Source organism: Pseudomonas sp. JAI111, assembly GCF_024809425.1.
Taxonomy (GTDB): Bacteria; Pseudomonadota; Gammaproteobacteria; order Pseudomonadales; family Pseudomonadaceae; genus Aquipseudomonas.
Genome location: NZ_JANUCB010000001.1, coordinates 1,206,870 through 1,225,210 on the forward strand (window position 1 = coordinate 1,206,870; position 18,341 = coordinate 1,225,210).

At 58.6% G+C, this 18,341-nt stretch carries 15 protein-coding genes, 1 tRNA gene and 1 pseudogene; 12 read left to right on the forward strand and 5 right to left on the reverse strand.

Features of this window, described 5'->3' with window-relative positions; all coding sequences use genetic code 11:
* Positions 1-9: 9 nt before the first annotated feature.
* The 12 genes and pseudogenes from HNR03_RS05700 (at position 10) to HNR03_RS05755 (ending at position 13,101) form a co-directional block, all read left to right on the forward strand.
* On the forward strand, positions 10-735 hold the full coding sequence (locus HNR03_RS05700) for an urea amidolyase associated protein UAAP1 (protein WP_259151512.1): 726 nt from the start codon (positions 10-12) through the stop codon (positions 733-735).
* An 11-nt stretch (positions 736-746) separates the two neighbouring features.
* Positions 747-1,388 carry an urea amidolyase associated protein UAAP2 gene (locus HNR03_RS05705; protein ID WP_259151514.1) on the forward strand — a complete coding sequence of 214 codons (642 nt, stop codon included), beginning with the start codon at positions 747-749 and terminating at the stop codon, positions 1,386-1,388.
* A gap of 282 nt (positions 1,389-1,670) precedes the next feature.
* A complete protein-coding gene (gene uca, locus HNR03_RS05710) occupies positions 1,671-5,312 on the forward strand; it encodes an urea carboxylase (protein ID WP_259151517.1) in 3,642 nt (1,213 codons plus the stop codon).
* Positions 5,313-5,336: 24 nt separating this feature from the next.
* A complete protein-coding gene (gene atzF / locus HNR03_RS05715) occupies positions 5,337-7,109 on the forward strand; it encodes an allophanate hydrolase (RefSeq protein ID WP_259151518.1) in 1,773 nt (590 codons plus the stop codon).
* Positions 7,110-7,299: 190 nt separating this feature from the next.
* Entirely contained in the window at positions 7,300-8,799 is a 1,500-nt protein-coding gene (locus tag HNR03_RS05720) for a diguanylate cyclase (RefSeq protein ID WP_259151520.1), read from the forward strand.
* A complete protein-coding gene (locus tag HNR03_RS05725) occupies positions 8,796-8,990 on the forward strand; it encodes a cysteine-rich CWC family protein (protein WP_208671676.1) in 195 nt (64 codons plus the stop codon). The genes HNR03_RS05720 and HNR03_RS05725 overlap by 4 nt, the downstream gene beginning before the upstream one ends.
* 56 nt (positions 8,991-9,046) lie before the next feature.
* The gene (locus tag HNR03_RS05730) at positions 9,047-9,739 is read left to right on the forward strand and encodes a pseudouridine synthase (RefSeq protein ID WP_259151523.1); all 693 of its coding nucleotides are present in this window, start codon (positions 9,047-9,049) and stop codon (positions 9,737-9,739) included.
* Positions 9,740-10,050: 311 nt separating this feature from the next.
* The gene (locus HNR03_RS05735; protein WP_259151525.1) at positions 10,051-10,935 is read left to right on the forward strand and encodes an alpha/beta fold hydrolase; all 885 of its coding nucleotides are present in this window, start codon (positions 10,051-10,053) and stop codon (positions 10,933-10,935) included.
* Between the two features lie 161 nt (positions 10,936-11,096).
* A tRNA-Gly gene (locus HNR03_RS05740) sits at positions 11,097-11,170 on the forward strand.
* A gap of 218 nt (positions 11,171-11,388) precedes the next feature.
* Positions 11,389-11,601: pseudogene (locus HNR03_RS05745) on the forward strand (type II toxin-antitoxin system HigA family antitoxin); the annotation flags it as partial.
* 435 nt (positions 11,602-12,036) lie between these two features.
* On the forward strand, positions 12,037-12,300 hold the full coding sequence (locus HNR03_RS05750; protein ID WP_222590127.1) for a short-chain dehydrogenase: 264 nt from the start codon (positions 12,037-12,039) through the stop codon (positions 12,298-12,300).
* A 246-nt stretch (positions 12,301-12,546) separates the two neighbouring features.
* Positions 12,547-13,101, forward strand: a complete 555-nt coding sequence (locus HNR03_RS05755) for a magnesium transporter (RefSeq protein ID WP_222590126.1) — start codon at positions 12,547-12,549, stop codon at positions 13,099-13,101.
* Between the two features lie 51 nt (positions 13,102-13,152).
* Here the strand turns inward: HNR03_RS05755 and HNR03_RS05760 are convergent, their stop codons facing one another.
* Genes HNR03_RS05760 through HNR03_RS05780 form a run of 5 tightly spaced genes read right to left on the reverse strand, consistent with a single transcriptional unit; the run spans position 13,153 to position 18,190 of the window.
* A complete protein-coding gene (locus HNR03_RS05760) occupies positions 13,153-13,470 on the reverse strand; it encodes a cytochrome C oxidase subunit IV family protein (protein ID WP_259151527.1) in 318 nt (105 codons plus the stop codon).
* 13 nt (positions 13,471-13,483) lie between these two features.
* A complete protein-coding gene (locus HNR03_RS05765) occupies positions 13,484-14,197 on the reverse strand; it encodes a heme-copper oxidase subunit III family protein (RefSeq protein WP_259151528.1) in 714 nt (237 codons plus the stop codon).
* Between the two features lie 6 nt (positions 14,198-14,203).
* Positions 14,204-14,896 (reverse strand): cytochrome c oxidase subunit 3, encoded by a 693-nt coding sequence (locus HNR03_RS05770; RefSeq protein WP_259151530.1) that lies wholly within the window; start codon positions 14,894-14,896, stop codon positions 14,204-14,206.
* Positions 14,893-16,668: a cytochrome c oxidase subunit I gene (gene ctaD / locus HNR03_RS05775; RefSeq protein ID WP_259152087.1), complete on the reverse strand. Its 1,776-nt coding sequence runs from the start codon at positions 16,666-16,668 to the stop codon at positions 14,893-14,895. The genes HNR03_RS05770 and ctaD overlap by 4 nt, the downstream gene beginning before the upstream one ends.
* Positions 16,669-16,711: 43 nt before the next feature.
* The gene (locus tag HNR03_RS05780) at positions 16,712-18,190 is read right to left on the reverse strand and encodes a cytochrome c oxidase subunit II (RefSeq protein ID WP_259151533.1); all 1,479 of its coding nucleotides are present in this window, start codon (positions 18,188-18,190) and stop codon (positions 16,712-16,714) included.
* Positions 18,191-18,341 lie beyond the last annotated feature (151 nt).

Below are 18,341 nucleotides of genomic sequence, written 5' to 3' on the forward strand. Positions count from 1 at the left end.
AATTTTGAAATGACGGATTCGACTCAATTGTTCCCACCCTTCGCCGAAGAAATGCTCCCCGGCGGCGGTCATCGCTCGTTCGTGTTGAAACGCGGCCAATTGCTGCGCCTGACCGACCTGCGCGGCGGCGCCAACGTTAGCCTGACGCTGCTCAACGCCAACGAAAAAACCGAACGCCTGAACCTGCCCGACAGCCTCAAATGCCAACACACCGCCAAGCTCACCACTGGCCATTGCCTGTACTCGGACATGGGCCGCGTCCTGGCCGCCATCACCACCGACACCTGCGGCTGGAGCGACAGCCTCGGCGGCGTGCTCTGCGCCGAAGAAGTCGCTGAAAAGTATGGCGCCGGCCGCTACCAGGAACTGCGCAACGGCTTCTTCCGCAACGGCACCGACAACCTGTTGGTGGAACTGGGCAAGTGGGGCCTGGGCCTGTCGGATCTGCTGATGACCCTCAACCTGTTCAGCCGCGTCAATGTCGATGAAGCCGGACGTTTCCATTTCGTCGAAGGCAATTCCAAAGCAGGCGACTACATCGAGTTGTACGCGCCAATGGACACGCTGGTGGTGCTCACCGCGCTGCAACACCCGATGGACCCGTCGCCGGAATACGCACCGAAACCATTGAAGCTGAGCTGGATGAACGCCGACGCCAGCGTCGCCGAACATTGCCGCACCTCGCGCCCGGAAAACGAGCGCGGCTTCATCAACACCGACCGTCTGTTCGCCTGAGGATCGCTGCCATGTCACTCGCCATCGCTACCACGCACAAGCATGCAGAAACGGCGGTCTACCGCGCCACCATCCCCGCTGGCGAACCCTGGCTGATGGAGGTCAAGGCCGGCCAGACCCTGCGCATCCTCGATCTGGAAGGCAACCAGGCCGTCGACACCTTGTTCTACAGCGTCGCCAACCCGAAGGAACGCTACGACGTGCAGCGCACCTTGCGCCGGCAGAACAGCGTCTATTTGAGCACCGGCAGCGTGCTGTATTCCAACCTCGGCAAACCGATGCTGACCATCGTCGCCGACACCTGCGGACGTCACGACACCCTCGGCGGCGCCTGCGCGCAGGAGAGCAACACCGTGCGTTACGCACTGGAAAAACGCTACATGCACAGCTGCCGCGACAACTACCTGCGCGCCTGCGTTCACGACGGACGACTGGGCAAGGGCGACATCGGGCCGAACATCAATTTCTTCATGAACGTACCGGTCACGGCGGACGGCGGGCTGACGTTTGAAGACGGCATTTCGGCGCCGGGCAAATACGTCGACCTGCGGGCCGAGATGGACGTGATCGTGCTGATCTCCAACTGCCCGCAGTTGAACAACCCGTGCAATGCCTACAACCCGACCCCTGCGGAGTTGCTGGTATGGAATTGAAATTCGTACGTTTGCGCCGCTGGTTGTTTGCGCTGTGCCAGGCGCGTTCGGGCCAGTGCCTCAAGAAGTAAAACACCCTAAATCCAATGTGGGAGCGAGCCTGCTCGCGATGGCGTCAGCACATTCACCATTGATGTCGACTGATACACCGCTATCGCGAGCAGGCTCACTCCTACAAGGGTTCAGTGGTGTTTTTGAGTGAAGTGATTTTTCCGTCGGGGACGACCCCGGCGCTCATCGAAAAACTGCGGGACGGCCCGCATCCCCTTCAGGGGTTATGCCATGTTCGAAAAAGTCCTGATTGCCAACCGTGGCGCTATCGCCTGCCGCATCCTGCGCACGCTGCGCGAATTGCAGGTCAAGGGCGTCGCCGTTTACTCCGAAGCCGATGCCGCCAGCTTGCACATCCTGCAAGCCGACGAAGCCCACAGCCTCGGTGAAGGCGCCGCCGCCGGCACCTACCTGGCGATCGATAAAATTCTTGCCATCGCCACTTCTACCGGCGCCACCGCGATCCACCCCGGCTACGGTTTTCTCTCGGAAAACGCCGCGTTCGCCGAAGCCTGCGAAGCGGCTGGCATCGCATTCATCGGCCCGACCCCGGAGCAGCTACGGGTGTTCGGCCTCAAGCACACCGCCCGCGCCCTGGCCAAACAACACGGCGTGCCGATGCTCGAAGGCACTGAACTGCTCGACAGCCTCGACGCGGCCTTGATCGCCGGCGAACAGGTCGGCTATCCGGTGATGCTCAAGAGCACCGCCGGCGGTGGCGGCATCGGCATGCGCGTGTGCCGCAGCGCAGCCGAGTTGAGCGAATCCTTTGAAGCGGTGAAGCGCCTCGGCCAGAACAATTTCAGCGACGCCGGTGTGTTCATCGAGAAATACATCCAGCGCGCCCGGCACCTTGAAGTCCAAGTGTTCGGCGACGGTCGCGGCGAAGTGATTGCCCTCGGCGTGCGCGACTGCTCGGTGCAACGACGCAACCAGAAAGTCCTCGAAGAAACCCCGGCGCCGAACCTGCCAGAGGGCATGGCCGATGAGTTGTGTGCGGCGGCGATCAAGCTGGCAAAAGCAGTCAACTACCGCAGCGCCGGCACCGTGGAATTTGTCTTCGACAGCGAAGACCAGTGCTTTTATTTCCTGGAAGTGAACACTCGCCTGCAAGTGGAACACGGTGTCACCGAGCAAGTGTGGGGCGTGGACCTGGTGCGCTGGATGGTGGAACTGGCGGCGGGTGACTTGCCGCCATTGAGCGAGTTGAGCCAGGGCCTGAAGGCCGACGGTCATGCAATTCAGGCACGGCTCTACGCCGAAGACCCGGGCCGGGATTTTCAGCCGAGCCCGGGGTTGCTGACCGCTGTGAATTTCCCGGCCGCCGACGGCAAACAGCTGCGCATCGACACCTGGGTCGAGGCCGGTTGCGAGATTCCACCTTACTTCGATCCGATGATCGCCAAGGTCATCAGTTGGGCGCCGACCCGCGAAGAAGCCCGCGCCGATTTGCATCAGGCATTGGGTGACAGCCTGCTCTATGGCGTGGAAACCAATCGCGATTACCTGCGGCAGATTCTGCAGGATGTGCCGTTCGCCAGCGGTCAGCCGTGGACCCGTTGCCTTGAAGGGCTGGTGTATCAGGCCAACACCTTTGAGGTGCTCAGCGCCGGCACACAGACCAGCGTCCAGGACTATCCCGGCCGTCTCGGCTACTGGGCGGTGGGCGTACCGCCGTCAGGGCCGATGGACAGTCGCGCCTTGCGCCTGGGCAACCTTTTGCTGGGCAACGACGAAGGCGCCGCCGCGCTTGAAATCACCATGAGTGGACCGCTGCTGCGCTTCAATTGCGATGCGGTGGTGGCGGTGACCGGAGCGGTGATTCCACTGACGTTGAACGGTGAAGCCGTCGCGATGAACACGGCGTTGCTGATTCCGGCCGGCGCCACGTTAAGCCTCGGCACGATTGCCGGTGCCGGCGCACGCAGCTACCTGTGCCTGCGCGGTGGCCTGCAAGTGCCGGATTATTTGGGAAGCAAAAGCACGTTCACGCTGGGACAGTTTGGCGGGCACGGCGGTCGTGCGCTGCGCGCGGGTGACGTGTTGCACGTGCCTGCGTTGATCAATCGTGGTGTCGTTCAACAACTGGAACACGTCACCGAATTACCTGCCGTGCGGCAGATCCGGGTGATCTACGGTCCCCATGGCGCGCCGGAATACTTCACCGAAAACTACATCGGCACGTTTTTCGCGACCCAGTGGGAAGTGCATTTCAATTCCAGCCGCACTGGCGTGCGCTTGATCGGACCCAAGCCTGAATGGGTGCGTGCCGACGGTGGCGAAGCCGGGCTGCATCCGTCGAACATCCATGACAATCCGTATGCCATTGGCGCGGTGGATTTCACCGGTGACATGCCGGTGATCCTGGGGCCGGATGGCCCGAGCCTGGGCGGGTTTGTGTGCCCGGTGACGGTGATCGAGGCGGACCTTTGGCAGCTGGGGCAACTCAAGGCTGGGGACAAAGTGCAATTCCTACCGGTCGATCTAAAGACCGCCCGCAACCTCGCCTTGAAATGGAATACCCCCTGTGGGAGCGGGCTTGCTCGCGAAGAGGCCGGGCCAGTCAACACTGATGTATCTGACATACCGCTTTCGCGAGCAAGCCCGCTCCCACAGGAGATTGTGTCGCCCGTGGTGTTGGATTTGGGTCAGGGGGATACGCGGCTGGTTGCCAGGTTGTCGGGTGATACTCACCTGCTGTTGGAAATCGGCGCGCCGGAACTTGATCTTGTTTTGCGCTTCCGCGCCCATGCCCTGATGCAAGCGCTGGAAGGCAAACACCTGCACGGCGTCATCGACCTCACTCCCGGCATTCGCTCGCTGCAAGTGCACTACCAACCCGAGCAACTGCCGCTGGCCGATCTGCTCGGCATCGTTGCCGGAGAATGGGACGCCGTGTGCGCCGCCAAAGACCTGCAAGTGCCCTCTCGCATCGTGCATTTGCCGCTGTCCTGGGATGATCCGGCCTGTCAGTTGGCAATCGAAAAATACATGACCACCGTGCGCAAGGACGCGCCGTGGTGCCCGAGCAACCTGGAGTTCATCCGCCGCATCAACGACCTGCCGAACCTCGACGAAGTGCAGCGCACGGTGTTCGACGCCAGCTATCTGGTGATGGGCCTAGGCGACGTTTACCTCGGCGCGCCGGTCGCCACCCCGCTCGATCCGCGCCATCGGCTGGTCACCACCAAGTACAACCCGGCTCGCACCTGGACCGCCGAAAACTCGGTGGGCATCGGGGGCGCCTACATGTGCGTCTACGGCATGGAAGGCCCCGGTGGTTATCAGTTCGTCGGTCGTACGTTGCAGATGTGGAACCGCTACCGCGAAGTCGCGGCGTTCGATGGCAAACCGTGGCTGCTACGCTTTTTTGACCAGATCCGTTTCTACCCGGTCAGTGCCGATGAGTTGCTGCGCATCCGTCGTGATTTTCCCCTTGGGCGCTTCGAACTGAACATTGAGCACAGCCAGTTAAATTTGGCGGATTACCAGGCCTTCCTGGCAAAAGAAGCCGAGACCATCGCCGCCTTTCGCGATCAACAACAAGGCGCGTTCAACGCCGAACGCGAACGCTGGATCGCCAGCGGCCAGGCGCATTTCGACAGTGAAGAACTGATCGCGCAAGTGACCGAAGACGCGCCGCTGGCCAGCGGTGAAATGAGCGTCGACAGCCACATCGCCGGCAATCTCTGGCAGGTGCAGGTAGAGACCGGCAGCCGCGTGGAAGCCGGCGATGTGCTGGTAATTCTGGAGTCGATGAAGATGGAAATTCCGCTGCTCGCGCCCCTCGCCGGCGTGGTGCGCGAGATTCGTGTGCAACCGGGTTCGGCGGTGCGCGCCGGACAGCGCGTCGTGGTGCTGGAACTCGACTGAAGCCATTTTGAAAAGGATCAAGCCATGAACGTCAATTTGCAACTCGACGCCCTGCGCAGCGCTTACCGCGACGGCAGCACCACACCTCGGCAACTGCTACTGAGCCTGCGCGACAAAGCCGCGGCGCTGAACCCGGACTATCACCTGTTCATCCATTTGCTCAGTGTTGAAGAACTGGAACCGTATCTGGCGGCCCTCGACGGCCGCGAACTCGACAACCTGCCGCTGTACGGCGTGCCGTTCGCAATCAAGGACAACATCGACCTGGCGGGCATTCCGACGACCGCAGCGTGTCCTGATTTTGCTTATGTGCCGGAACGTTCGGCGACCATCGTCGAGCAACTGCTGGCACTGGGCGCAATTCCTCTGGGCAAGACCAATCTTGACCAGTTCGCCACCGGGCTGAACGGCAGCCGCTCGCCGTATGGCGCCTGCCCCAACAGTGTGTTGCCGGAGTATCCGTCGGGCGGCTCGAGCGCCGGCTCGTCGCTGGCGGTCGCGCTGGGAGTGGCGAGTTTTTCGCTGGGCACGGACACGGCGGGGTCCGGGCGAGTCCCGGCGGCGCTGAACAATCTGGTCGGCCTTAAAGCGACCAAAGGGTTGATCTCGACGGCGGGCGTGGTGCCAGCCTGTCGCACCCTCGATTGCGTGACGACGTTTACCGCGACGGCTCGGGAAGCCAGTCAGTTGCTCGCGCTCACCGCGCACCTTGACCCACGAGACGAATACAGCCGCAGCAATCCGCTGTGGAATGACGGCTCGGCGTTCGGCGCACCGCGCCCTTTCCGTTTCGGCGTGCCCCGTGCACAGGATCTGGAATTCTTCGGCTGCCCTGAAGGGCCACTGCTGTTCGGTGACGCTATCGATCAGCTCAAGGCGTTGGGCGGCGAAGCGGTGGAACTCGATCTGTCGCCGTTCCTTGAGGCAGCGCGCCTGCTCTATGAAGGTCCGTGGGTGGCCGAGCGTTACAGCGTGGCCGGCGAGTTGATGGAGCAAAATCCGCAAGCCGTGTTGCCCGTGATCCGCGCCGTGCTGGCCAAGGCTCCGGCGGTGACGGGCGTGCAGACCTTCCGCGCCCAGTATCGACTGCAAGCCTTGAAGGCGCTTTGCGACAAGGCGCTGGAAGGACTGGACTGCGTCGTCACGCCGACCATCGGCCGCCCGGTTACGCTGGCGGAACTGGCCGCCGAACCGGTCCTGCGCAATTCGGAACTGGGTTACTACACCAACTTCATGAACCTGCTCGATTACGCCGCCGTTGCGGTGCCAAGCGGCTTCATGGGCAATGGCTTGCCGTGGGGCGTGACGCTGTTTGGCCGGGCGTTTACCGATCAGTATTTGTTGAGCGTGGCGGATGCGTTTCAGCGTCCTTCGGCTGAGCCAGCACCGACAACGGTCGCCCGCAATGACCGTGCACGCCTGGTGGTGTGCGGCGCGCATCTGGACGGGCTGGCCTTGAACTGGCAACTGAAGCGGCGCGGGGCTCGGTTGGTCGAGACCACGTTGAGCTCACCGGACTATCAACTGTATGCATTGGCCGGTGGGCCGCCGTTTCGTCCGGGGATGGTTCGGGTGAAGGATGGCGGCGTGGCCATTGCAGTGGAGGTCTGGGAGTTGCCGAGCAGTGAACTGGGCTCGTTCCTGACCGGGATTCCAGCGCCGCTGGGATTGGGCAAAGTGCAGCTGGCGGATGGGCGCTGGGAGAGCGGGTTTATCTGTGAGGCGTATGGGTTGGAGGGGGCCGTCAATATCAGTCATCTAGGCGGATGGCGTGCGTATCTGCAATCCCTGAGCTAACCACCGCCCCCCCTGTAGGAGTGAGCCTGCTCGCGATGGCGTCAGCACATCCAACACAGATGTCGACTCATGCGACGCTATCGCGAGCAGGCTCACTCCTACAAGGACCGCGCTCGGCGCACATGGAGCAGTTATTTTCCGGCAGTGCCATTAGAATGCCTGCCATCGGGTTACTGCCAACGGAAACGTCATGCCGCTTCGCTCGTCGCTGTATTCACAACGCTCGTTGGTCCTCACGCTCATCGCGTTGTTGGGCGCAGGTTTCCTGGCCACGTCCTTCCTCAGCTACTACGCCTCGCGCGCGTCGATCCGCGACAACATCGTCAACACCGAGCTGCCGCTGACCTCCGACACGGTCTACTCGGAAATCCAGAAAGACCTCGTCAGACCGATCCTGATTTCCTCGATGATGTCCCGCGACACCTTCATGCGTGACTGGGTGGTAAACGGCGAGCAAGACCCCGATAAAATGACCCGCTACCTCAACGAGGTCATGACGCACTACGGCGCCTACACCGCCTTTTTCGTTTCCAACACCAGCCTCACGTACTACCACGCCAAGGGCGTACTCAAGCAGGTCAAATCCACTGAGCCGCGCGACGCCTGGTATTTCCGCGTACGCGACATGGCCGATCCCTACGAGATCAATGTCGACCCGGACCTCGCCAACAAGGACAACCTGACCTTCTTCATCAACTACAAGGTCTACGACTACAACAACCGCTTCATTGGCGCGGCGGGCGTCGGCCTGACGGTCGATGCGGTCATCAAGCTGATCGACAAATACCAGCAGCGTTACCAGCGCAGTGTTTACTTTGTCGACAACTTCGGACGCCTGGTGCTCACCGGCGCCGAGGGCGGTCCACAAGGCGCGCATATCGGCCAGAAACTCGACGAACTGGACAGCATGAAGGGGCTGGTCAGCCAGCTACCCAAACCCCACAGCGGCAGTTACGAATACTCCGTCCACGGCCAGGGGCATTTCCTCAATGTGCGGTTCATTCCGGAATTGAACTGGTACCTGTTTGTCGATAAACGTGAAGACGGCGCGCTTAATGAAATCCGTCAGTCGCTGTACCTCAACCTGCTGATCTGCCTGCTCGTCACGCTGATCGTGCTGGCCCTGCTCAACCGGGTGATCAAGCGCTATCAGGGCAAGATCCAGGCGCAAGCGACACTCGACAGCCTGACCGAATTGCCGAACCGTCGCGGCTTCGACCTCCTGGCTGCGCAAGCCATGCACGAGGCCCAACGCGAGCCCAAGCCGCTGACGGCGTTGTTGCTGGACCTGGATCACTTCAAGGCCTTGAACGACACCTACGGTCACCTGGCCGGCGATCAGGTGCTGATCGGCTTCGCCCGGGACCTGGAGAGTTGTCTGCGACACTCCGACATTGTCTGCCGCTGGGGTGGCGAAGAGTTCATCGTGCTGCTCAAGGACACCGACGGTGAGACCGGTCTGATGATCGCCGAGAAAATTCGCCAGCACGTCGAACAGCAGCGTTATGCCTACAACGGAAATGAACTGCAGCTGACAGTCAGCATCGGCCTGACCACCTTGCAAGTCGATGAAACCTTGCACACCCTGCTCTCTCGGGCCGATCATGCGATGTACCGGGCCAAGCAAGCCGGCCGCAACCGAACGTGCGTGGAAATGCCTCACTCCAGTTATGAATACAGTCCTATATGAATAATCCTGACCTGTGCCCGGCCTGCGGCGCCTCCAACGCCTGCACCCTGGCGGACCCGCGAACCGTCGATCAAACGTGCTGGTGCTTTGGCGTCAGCATCGACCCGGCGGTGCTCGAAGCGTTGCCCGCGGAACTGCGCAATAAATCCTGCCTGTGCCCACGCTGTGCCGAGGTCGAGGCGCAGTTGTAAGCACCCGCTCGGCTGATCACGTAAGATACGCGCCCTTTCACCACTGATCCTTCGTCATGCGCGTCGACCGTTTCCTCAGCAATCTGCCGCGTTTCAACCGTCAACAGGTCCGCCTGTTGCTGGTGGAAAAGCGCGTGCGGATTGACGGAAAAGTCGTCAGCGACCCGCATGCCCAAGTGCTGGAGTTCAGCCGCGTCGAGGTCGATGGGGATGTACTGCAAGTCGGCAAGCCCGCACGCTATTTCATGCTGCACAAACCGCCCGGCTGCGTCAGCGCCACCCGCGACCCGCAACACCCGACTGTCCTCGACCTGATCCAGGAGCCGGACAAGGAAGACCTGCACATCGCCGGCCGCCTGGATTTCAACACCACCGGCCTGATGCTGATCACCAATGACGGCAGCTGGTCGCGACGCCTGACCCAGCCGCAGACCAAGCTGCCCAAGATTTACTACGTCGAGACCGAGCAAGCGATCGGCCCGGAATATGCGTTGAAATTCGCTGAGGGGTTGTACTTCGCCTTCGAGGATCTGACCACTCAGCCGGCCGTGCTGGAGGTGCTCGGCCCCACGTCCGCTCGACTGAGCATCGTCGAAGGTCGTTACCACCAGGTGAAGCGAATGTTCGGCCACTTCGACAACAAAGTGCTGCGCCTGCACCGTGAAAGCATGGGGCCGCTGGTGCTCGACAACGCGCTAAAACCGGGCGAGTACCGCCCGTTGCGCACCGAAGAGATTCAATTGATCTAAGCAGCCTACCGCTCAGCAGAAGTTGTCGAACAATTTACGAAAGGCACTTGCGTGATGCCGTCTCCCCTGCTTGAATCAGGTCGTCAGCCGAAATGTGACTGACGAGTCACAACATACTTCTAAGAAACTTTTTGCCGGTTAGAGAACCCTCAGGTTCCGCCTCAGACCGGCAGACTGCCCGCCAATAATAATACCCGTCGACCTGCAGTACGGATCGACATGGGCCTCCAAATTCCAGGCGTATGCCTACCTGTCACAAAGCTCGTGCAATCTCATTTGCGCGCATACCCGCTTGCCAGGAGTCTTATGACATGAGGCCAGAAATCGCTGTGCTGGATATACAGGGTCAGTATCGGGTTTACACGGAGTTCTATCGCGCAGACGCCGCAGAGAAGACCATTATCTTGGTCAACGGCTCGATGGCCACGACTGCGTCGTTTGCACAAACCGTGAAAAACCTTCACCCGCAGTTCAACGTGGTTTGCTACGACCAGCCCTATGCGGGCAAGTCGAAAGCCCACAACCTGCATGAAAAATTGCTGACCAAGGAAGTCGAAGGGCAGATCCTCCTGGAGCTGATTGACCACTTCGCCGCCGAACACGTGCTGTCGTTTTCCTGGGGAGGCGCCGCGACCCTGGTCGCTCTTGCTCACCAGCCACGACGCATCGAAAAAGCCGTGATCAGCTCGTTCTCTCCGGAGATCAATGCGCACATGCTCGACTACCTCGAGCGCGGCATCGACTACCTTGGCAGCCGGGACGGCGACCGGGTCGGCAACCTGGTCAACAGCACCATCGGCAAACACCTGCCGACGCTGTTCAAGCGCTTCAACTATCGCCACGTCAGCAGCCTGGCCGAACATGAATACGGTCAGATGCACTTCCACATCAGCGACCTGCTGCACAGCGATCGTCAGTGCTTCCTCAAAGCCGCTGAGAAAATCAACGTGCCCGTGCTGTTCATGAACGGCGAATGGGACGAATACACCGCCGCCGATGGCGCCCGGTTGTTCGCCAACCACGTGCAACACGCCACCTTCAGCACCTTGCAGGCCACCGGGCACTTTCTCGACATGGAACACAAAGCCGCTTGCCGAGACAGCCGCGAGGCACTGCTGGGCTTCCTGAAACCGGCGCAGCACACCAGCCGACCGCGTTACCACTACGTCCAGGACCAACATGCATTGGCCATCTGAAACAGCGTCATCACGAGCAAGCTTCGCCCCACAGTGTTGAAAGCATTCCTGTAGGCACGAGGCTTGCCCGTGATAGACCGTTTCACCTGCACCCAACGCATCGCGCGCAAAGAAAAACTTCATTTCCACGCGCACATCTGGTACAAAGTCAGCCGCTCTGAGCGGGTGTCGTATAATGGCATTACTCCAGCTTCCCAAGCTGATAACGAGGGTTCGATTCCCTTCACCCGCTCCAATCGAATTTAGGTCTCACGTTGTTTTTTGACGGGGGATGCAGGTAAAGAAAAAACCGGCCTTGATGGCCGGTTTTTTTATGTCTGGGGTTTGTGTTTCAAGGGCGGAAATTAACGTTTTGGCGCAAAACCGGTGTTTTGTTAGCGTTTTTCTTGCCCAGGTAACGGTTTTCTCTGCACCCTTTACCCTGTATGACCAGATCAACGCGGAGACCGTGGAATGAACCGTAAGCTAATTCTCAACCAAGAAGACCTGAACGCTACATTTGCTCGTGTGGAGCAGCTGTGGGGGGCAGGCATTGGTTCGCCTGAAGGTGATGATCTGGAAACTCTGGCGCTGCTCATCGAAAAGTACGAAGACGAGCATTACCCGATGCCGCCGTCCGATCCGATTGAGGCTCTTAAATTCCGTATGGATCAGCAAGGCCTGACTCGTTGAGAACAGGATTCAGTGAACCGCTGACTTTTCATCCTGGATGATCAATCAACGCCCGTCATTAGCGTTCGAGACCCCATTCGCTAGTGGCACGAAAGTGGCCAATTTTCGAAAAGGCAAGGTCCTACACTACGGTGGGAATTGTCCGTAGACTTGCGCATTGCTGTGTTTTCACCATGAAGTCTATAGTCGACCCGCGCCAAAAATGGCGTATCGGGTTTGGCGACTCGATGCCATGGTACGGAAGCCTCCGAGGATTTCTCGGAGCGCTTTTGAACGCACTCGGCTGCCTCTTTTTTTGGTGGCTGTGCGTGGGAGACCTCAGGGTCTGCCGGTTTTACCATGGTCCGGTTCGCCAACCCGCGTACAGCTACCACCCTATTGTTTGGCGACGATTGAGTGGTAGGTCCTCCTCTAACATGGTAATCACTCATGAACGAATACATGGCTTTAACCAGCAACGCCGACGACCTTCCCTCGCTCTACGTCAACACCACCCAACCGCTGCATTCACTGCTCAGCACCGCCAGCTACAGAATCCGGGCTGTCACGCAGCTTCTTGAAAACCTCGCGATGCGAGGCGACATCACGTCTGACTCGGTGATCCTCAGCGACTTTGCGTTGCTCTGCTGCGTGCCCTTGCGCGACGGTTGCGATGTGCTGGATGTCATTGCTCGACGCATGGATGCGGAATAGTTGAATGGGGCGCCTTTCGAGGCGTCCTTTGCGTTTATAGGGCCAGCAAGGGGTCTGGATTGGCTTGCTGTGAACCCGGGCCACCTCCCCCCGCCCCCATGCCTGCCCAATATGCGGTGCTATACTTTTTTAGGCCTGAAACAAGCGTGAAACGTTGCCCACGGGTACTGATACCGACTGCAAATCTCGGCGAACAGCTTCAAGACAGAGGGGGGTCTTGGGCAAGCACGGGATAGGAGGTGTGGCATGAACCGTCACTATTACATCAGCAACAACCTCGACGATCTTGAAGCCGTTGAAAACGAACTGGAAGCCAGCGGCATCAACTCCGAACAAATCCATGTGCTCAGCGAACACATAGCCGAAGTCGAACAACATCACCTTCACGAGATCAACTCGTTAATGGAGCAGGATGTCGTCCACTCCGGGGAAATTGGTGCGCTGGTTGGAATACCGCTCGCGGCACTGGTTCTTGGCGCGGCCTATTGGTTGGGCTGGACCGAATCCGCTGCCGGCTGGATGCCTTTTGTATTTCTTGCCCTTGTTGTACTTGGCTTCTGCATCTGGGAAGGCGGCTTCTTTGGCATACAAGTGCCGAACGCTCACTTCCGCAGTTTTAAACAGGTCGTGGCCGAGGGAAAACATATCTTCTTCGTGGATGTCGAGCCGAATCAGGAGCCGGTTTTGGACGGCGTTATTGAACATCATCCACTGCTGGAGATCGCCGGTACGGGAGCGGCAGCCCCTCACTGGACAGTCGCCTGGCTGCATCGGTGGCATCAGTTCAAGCGAACGATATAGCGGCATTCGTTATCAGTCAGTCCCTGGAAGCTAAAAGCGTCCGGGCGTTTTTTAATGTCCGAAGAAAATCACCCGGCTGAGAAAAACATAATCGGCCTCGGTGGCCATCAGTCCGACAAGCACCAGCAAACACAACGGTGGCACCAGGATCGCGTAGACCATGGCCAATCGTTCCCAGGCCATGTGCATGAAGATGGAAACAATCAAACCGGCCTTTAACAACATGAACGTGATGATCAGGAACCAGCGAAGGTAGCCGTGGAAGTGGAAGTAATCGACAAGATACGACAGGGTGCTGAGGACAAATAACAGCCCCCAGATTTTAAGGTACAAGCTGATTGGATGTTGTTGACCTTGAGCATGCGCCATCACCAGTGCTCCTCTACCATAAATAGAAGAAAGCAAAAATAAACACCCAGACCAAGTCCACGAAGTGCCAGTAAAGTCCGGCTATCTCGACGTTCTGATAGTTGCCGGATTGCTCGTAATCGCCGCGCAATACTTTCCTCGCCACAATGCTGAGGTAGAGGGCGCCGATTGACACATGCAGCCCGTGAAACCCGGTAATCATGAAAAAGCAGGCACCAAATTGCGCAGCGCCCATGGGGTTCCCCCAGGGACGGACTCCTTCTCCGATAAGCTTGGTCCATTCAAATGCCTGCATGCTGACGAAGGTCACGCCCAGAGCAGCGGTCGCCAGCATCAGCGCTGTGGTTTTCGCACGATCACGGCGATAGGCATAGTTGACGGCCATGGCCATGGTGCCGCTGCTGCTGATCAGCACGAACGTCATGATGGCGATCAGAATCAGCGGGATTTCCCGGCCGCCGATGGTCAACGCGAACACTTCACTGGGGTTTGGCCAAGGCGTGGTGATGGTCATGCGTACCGACATGTAGCCGGTTAAAAAACAGGTGAAGATAAACGTGTCGCTGAGCAGGAATATCCACATCATCGCCTTGCCCCAGGGCACCTGCTTGAAGGCCTCCTTATCCGAGGCCCAGTCGCTGGCGATGCCTTGCCATCCGGGTGCCAGTGACGATCCGAGGGGATTGGCTGAACTTGACTCGATGGGAACTGGTGGGTGCGATGCCATGGCTGATCACCTCAAGCCGCAGAGTCTGGCGAGGGCTTCATAGGTTTGTGGCGTGCTGGTCAGCAGGGCGAATAGGACGAACCAAAGCGCCAATAAGTAATGCCAATAAATGGCGCAGAGTTCCACGCTAGTGCTGAGTTGCGGCAACGGCACGCGAGACAGGAATTTACCGACGGTTCTGCCCCAGGCAATCAACCCGCCCAGCAAGTGCAGCCCGTGCACACCGGTCAACAGGTAGAAGAAGCTGTTGGCCGGGTTGCCGGCGACAAAATAACCCCAGGCGACAAACTGCTGCCAGACCCGCAACTGCCCCGTCAGAAAGACAATTGCAAATACGCCTCCCAACAAAAAAGCCATGACCGTTGAGTTCAAGCGGCCTCGACGAGCGGCCATGCGCGCCCACTGCAATGCGATGCAACTCAACACCAGAAATGCCGAGTTCACCCAGAGCTGCCATGGGTTGGCCAGCGGTGCCAGGGGATCTGTCAGGGGTAACCAGTCGGTCATCTGTGAACGAGCGATAAAGGCGAGCAAGAACAAAAAAAACAACGAGCTGACCACCACCAGAAACAAGCGCAGGCCTGTTTTGGCGATCTGTTCTCGATCGGCACCCTCGCCCGCCTCAGCACCCTGCGGATCGCGATTCCAACTGCCGCCGGGGTCAGCGTCATCGGCGTTTTTTAATAGCAGCCTGCTCATGTTTTAACGTCCGCTATCCGGGTTCCGGCATCCCGTTGCCGCATCTGCTCCAGCTCCTCGTCGGAGACTGTTTGCGGAACGAAATCCTGCTCGATACCCGGCACGCTGTAGTCATAGGCCCAGCGATGCACGACCGGCAGTTTCGCGCCCCAATTGCCGTGTACGGGCGGGGTGTTTGGCGTTTGCCATTCCAGGCTGGCCGCGCCCCAGGGATTACTGCCTGCGGGCTTGCCTTTAAAGACACTCCAGGCCAGGTTGAACACAAACAGCAACTGGGAAACGCCAACGGTCAACGCGACCACCGTTATAAAGGCATTCAACTCGTGCGCCGATTGTGGAATGAACGCGTAGTTGTCATACGCGTAGTAACGGCGTGGCATGCCCTGGAAACCCAGGTAGTGCATGGGAAAGAAGATGGCGTAAGTGCCCAGGAAGGTAATCCAGAAATGCAACTTGCCCAGGGTGTCATTCAACAGGCGCCCGGTGACTTTCGGGAACCAGTGATAAATGCCGCCGAATACCACCAGGACCGGTGCGACACCCATCACCATATGAAAATGGGCCACCACGAAATACGTGTCCGAGAGCGGAATATCCACGATCACATTACCGAGAAACAACCCGGTCAGGCCTCCGACCAGAAAGGTCACGATAAAGGCCAGGGCAAACAGCATCGGCACGGTCAGATGAATGTCGCCGTGCCATAGGGTCAGCACCCAGTTATAAACTTTAAGTGCAGTTGGCACCGCAATAATCAACGTGGTGACGGCGAAGAAAAAGCCGAAGTAAGGGTTCATTCCGCTGACATACATATGGTGCGCCCACACCACAAAACTGAGTACGCCAATCGCAATAATGGCCCACACCATCATCCGATAACCGAAGATATTCTTGCGCGCATGGGTGCTGATCAAATCGGAGACCAGGCCGAACGCCGGAAGCGCAACGATGTAGACCTCAGGGTGGCCGAAGAACCAGAACAGATGCTGGAACAAGATGGGGCTGCCGCCTTGGTGATTGAGCTGCTGCCCCAAGGAGACGATCGCCGGCATAAAAAAGCTGGTGCCCAACAGTTTGTCGAACAGCATCATGATTGCACTGACGAACAACGCCGGAAACGCCAGCAACGCCATGATCGAGGCCATGAAGATGCCCCAGACCGAGAGTGGCATGCGAAACAATGTCATGCCGTGCGTGCGCGCCTGCAGCACCGTGGTGACGTAGTTCAACCCGCCCATGGTGGCCGCGACGATAAAAATCGCCAGTGAGACGAGCATCAGGACGATGCCCCACTCAACCCCCGGTGTGCCCTGGGTGATGGACTGCGGTGGGTAAAGCGTCCAGCCCGAACCCGTGGGGCCGCCCGGCACAAAGAAACCGGCGAGCAACACCACTACCGCCAACAAGTAGAACCAGTAACTCAGCATGTTGACGTAGGGAAAGACCATGTCGCGGGCGCCCACCATCAACGGGATCAGATAGTTACCGAAGCCCCCCAGGAACAACGCCGTCAGCAAATAAATGACCATGATCATGCCGTGCATGGTCATCGCCTGATAATAAGTACTGGCATCCATGAACGCCAAACTGCCGGGGAAACCTATCTGTATGCGCATCAAGCCGGACAACACCAGCGCGACGAGCCCCACGAACAGCGCCGTCAGCGAATACTGAATGGCAATGACCTTGTGGTCCTGACTCCAGATATATTTGGTCAGGAAACTTTTAGGCTCGTGCAGTGCTTCTGTTTCGGCTTGCTCCGCATAGGCCATCACATCATCCTCCTGCCGAAGTTTCAGTGAGTGTCTGGCTGCTTTACGGCGACTTCCCTGGCTCAGCCTTGCTCGCATCAGCGTCAGCGTTCGCTTTGGATTTGATGAAAGCGATCAGGGCGCTCAGCTCCTTGTCGCTTGGCGTAAAGGGCGGCATGACCGGAGCATAGCCCTTGACGATCTTGGCACTTGGATTGAGAACCGATTCTTTCAAGTAGTTCTCGTCGACCTTGATGCTCGTACCGTCGGAAAGGGTTTCCGTCCTGCCATACAAACCCTGCCAACTGGGGCCAATGCCCTTGCTGCCATCGACACTGTGGCAGGCCAGACAACCGAGCGACTGCGCCAGCCGTTGGCCCTGTGTCGCGAGGTCGTCACCCGGGCCCGATGCTTCGCCGGAAGAGGGTTCTTCGGCTGGCTGCCCGGCACCCAGCGATTTGATCAGGGCAATGACAGCACCCAGTTCATCGTCATTGAGAGTATAGGCCACCATCACTGGCGGGTAGCCCTGCACCAGGCGGGCCTTTGGATCGAGAATCGACTCTTTCAGGTAGGCGTCATCGACCTGCACACTGGTGCCATCGGCCAGTTGTTTAGTGCGACCGTACAGGCCCTTCCATCCCGGGCCGAGGCTGGCACTGCCATCCTGGCTATGGCAGGCACGGCAGCCATATTGTTCAACCAACTGGCGGCCTTTTTCCAGCAGACTGTCTCGGCTGGGCTTGGCCGCGGTCGCCATTGTCTGGGCAAAAGTCGGCTGGGCGCTCAGCCACTGGGCGAAAGCGGCCTGGTCCTCGACGATCACATCGCCGCGCATATTGTAATGGCCGATACCGCAGTACTCGGCGCACAGGATTTCATACTTGCCGATGACCGTCGGCGTAAACCAGAAGTACGACACCATCCCCGGCACCATGTCCATCTTGCTGCGCATTTGCGGTATATAAAAATCGTGCAGAACGTCTTTCGAACGTAATAAGACTTTCACCGGCTGATTGATCGGAAGACGAACTTCACTACTTCTGACTATTACATCGTCCTGGCCAACAGGATCCTTGGGATCGAGACCGAGGGGATTGGCCGAATCCACAAACTTGACGTCCGACTTCCCCAACTTTCCGTCCTTGCCCGGGAAACGAAAAAACCATTGCCACTGCTGGGCGACAACCTCAAGTTCAAAAGCATTTTTCGGCACCCGGATAAAATCGTTATAAACAACCAGACCTGGCGCCAACATTCCCGCAATGCCGATCGACGTCACGACAATCAGCCAGAATTCCAACCGTTTGCTTTCGGGCTGGTAAGCAGCCCTGGAACCTTTTTTATGACGGAAACGTAGGATAGCTATCGCCATGAAGACGACGATAGCAATGAAAAATATCCCGCTAATGACCAGGGTGATGAACAGCGTGGTGTCTATCGATGCCCAGTTGGATGCCGGCGGCGCCGCGTGCCAAGGCGCTAACAGGTGGAATAGCACGGAGGCAATAACGATCAGTACAAGAACAATTGCTATTGCCATTTTGCCTTTGTCCTATTCCTGTTACTCATTGCCATGCCTGAGCATCGCCACAGGATCTGACGCCAAAACAGGCCAGAAAACGACCACTTCTCTTAGTGGCAAAGTCCGCAGGAAGTATAGTTCACGGGCAGAACCGGCGCTTTTCACGACC

Coding starts and splice junctions, on each gene's coding strand:
- HNR03_RS05700 (WP_259151512.1), top strand. CDS start 10: ATGACGGATTCGACTCAATTGTTCCCACCCTTCGCCGAAGAAATGCTC.
- HNR03_RS05705 (WP_259151514.1), top strand. CDS start 747: ATGTCACTCGCCATCGCTACCACGCACAAGCATGCAGAAACGGCGGTC.
- uca (WP_259151517.1), top strand. CDS start 1,671: ATGTTCGAAAAAGTCCTGATTGCCAACCGTGGCGCTATCGCCTGCCGC.
- atzF (WP_259151518.1), top strand. CDS start 5,337: ATGAACGTCAATTTGCAACTCGACGCCCTGCGCAGCGCTTACCGCGAC.
- HNR03_RS05720 (WP_259151520.1), top strand. CDS start 7,300: ATGCCGCTTCGCTCGTCGCTGTATTCACAACGCTCGTTGGTCCTCACG.
- HNR03_RS05725 (WP_208671676.1), top strand. CDS start 8,796: ATGAATAATCCTGACCTGTGCCCGGCCTGCGGCGCCTCCAACGCCTGC.
- HNR03_RS05730 (WP_259151523.1), top strand. CDS start 9,047: ATGCGCGTCGACCGTTTCCTCAGCAATCTGCCGCGTTTCAACCGTCAA.
- HNR03_RS05735 (WP_259151525.1), top strand. CDS start 10,051: ATGAGGCCAGAAATCGCTGTGCTGGATATACAGGGTCAGTATCGGGTT.
- HNR03_RS05750 (WP_222590127.1), top strand. CDS start 12,037: ATGAACGAATACATGGCTTTAACCAGCAACGCCGACGACCTTCCCTCG.
- HNR03_RS05755 (WP_222590126.1), top strand. CDS start 12,547: ATGAACCGTCACTATTACATCAGCAACAACCTCGACGATCTTGAAGCC.
- HNR03_RS05760 (WP_259151527.1), bottom strand. CDS start 13,470: ATGGCGCATGCTCAAGGTCAACAACATCCAATCAGCTTGTACCTTAAA.
- HNR03_RS05765 (WP_259151528.1), bottom strand. CDS start 14,197: ATGGCATCGCACCCACCAGTTCCCATCGAGTCAAGTTCAGCCAATCCC.
- HNR03_RS05770 (WP_259151530.1), bottom strand. CDS start 14,896: ATGAGCAGGCTGCTATTAAAAAACGCCGATGACGCTGACCCCGGCGGC.
- ctaD (WP_259152087.1), bottom strand. CDS start 16,668: ATGGCCTATGCGGAGCAAGCCGAAACAGAAGCACTGCACGAGCCTAAA.
- HNR03_RS05780 (WP_259151533.1), bottom strand. CDS start 18,190: ATGGCAATAGCAATTGTTCTTGTACTGATCGTTATTGCCTCCGTGCTA.